This window comes from Mycobacterium sp. 1245852.3, from assembly GCF_001669335.1.
Taxonomy (GTDB): Bacteria; Actinomycetota; Actinomycetes; order Mycobacteriales; family Mycobacteriaceae; genus Mycobacterium; species Mycobacterium europaeum_A.
On record NZ_LZLL01000334.1, the window covers coordinates 1 to 726 of the forward strand.

Here is a 726-nt window from a genome sequence, read left to right on the forward strand (position 1 = left end):
GCGAGAACGTGCCGCTGGACCCCAATGCCCCGCAGGGGGCGTTCACCGCGGCGCGGCTGGCCAAGGCCGAGGGCGTGAAGATCTCGAAGATCTCCTTATCAAAAAAATAAAAAACCGTCGACTACGAGGGCGCCACCATCCCGGTTCCGGTGGACGACCAGACCCTGCAGAAGATCTGCGAGATCACCGACGGCCAGTCGTTCCACGCCGACAGCCTGGACTCGCTGAAGAACGTGTACTCGACGCTGCAGCGCCAGATCGGCTACGAAACCGTGAAGGGCGACGCCAGCCTGGCCTGGATGCTGCTCGGCGCGTTCGTCCTGGCCGGCGCCATCCTGGCCGGGCTCCTGCTGAACCGCAGGCTGCCCGCCTGAGTCAGCTGGGCAGGCGCCGGTTGATCAGCAGTGCCAGCGCGGTCGCGATCAGGGCGGTCAGCACGGCCAGCCGCAGCCAGCCGGAGCTGCCCGGCCCCGGCACCGTGCGGTAGCCGATCTCGTTCTCGATGGCGTTGTAGCTCTTTTCCAGCTCGCCCAGGGTGGTGGCGGTGTAGGACTGCCCGCCGGACAGCTTGGCCACCATCTTCATCTGGTCGGTCGAGACCGGGACGGCGATGCGCTGCCCGTCCATCTCGATCTCGCCGCCCTTGGTCCCGAACGAGATCGTCGAGATCGGCACGCCCTCGTCCTTGGCCAGCCGCGCCGCGGTGAAGATGCCGTCGTGCGGATC

The 726-nt window shown here is 67.1% G+C and carries 1 protein-coding gene and 1 pseudogene; one reads left to right on the forward strand and one right to left on the reverse strand.

From position 1 onward, the window contains the following. The first annotated feature begins 149 nt into the window (after nt 1–149). Entirely contained in the window at nt 150–374 is a 225-nt protein-coding gene (locus tag A9W96_RS32655) for a hypothetical protein (protein ID WP_067180489.1), read from the forward strand. Nucleotide 375: 1 nt separating this feature from the next. On the opposite strand, the pseudogene A9W96_RS15180 reads toward A9W96_RS32655, so the two are convergent. After that, a pseudogene (locus tag A9W96_RS15180) lies at nt 376–726 on the reverse strand (hypothetical protein); the annotation flags it as partial.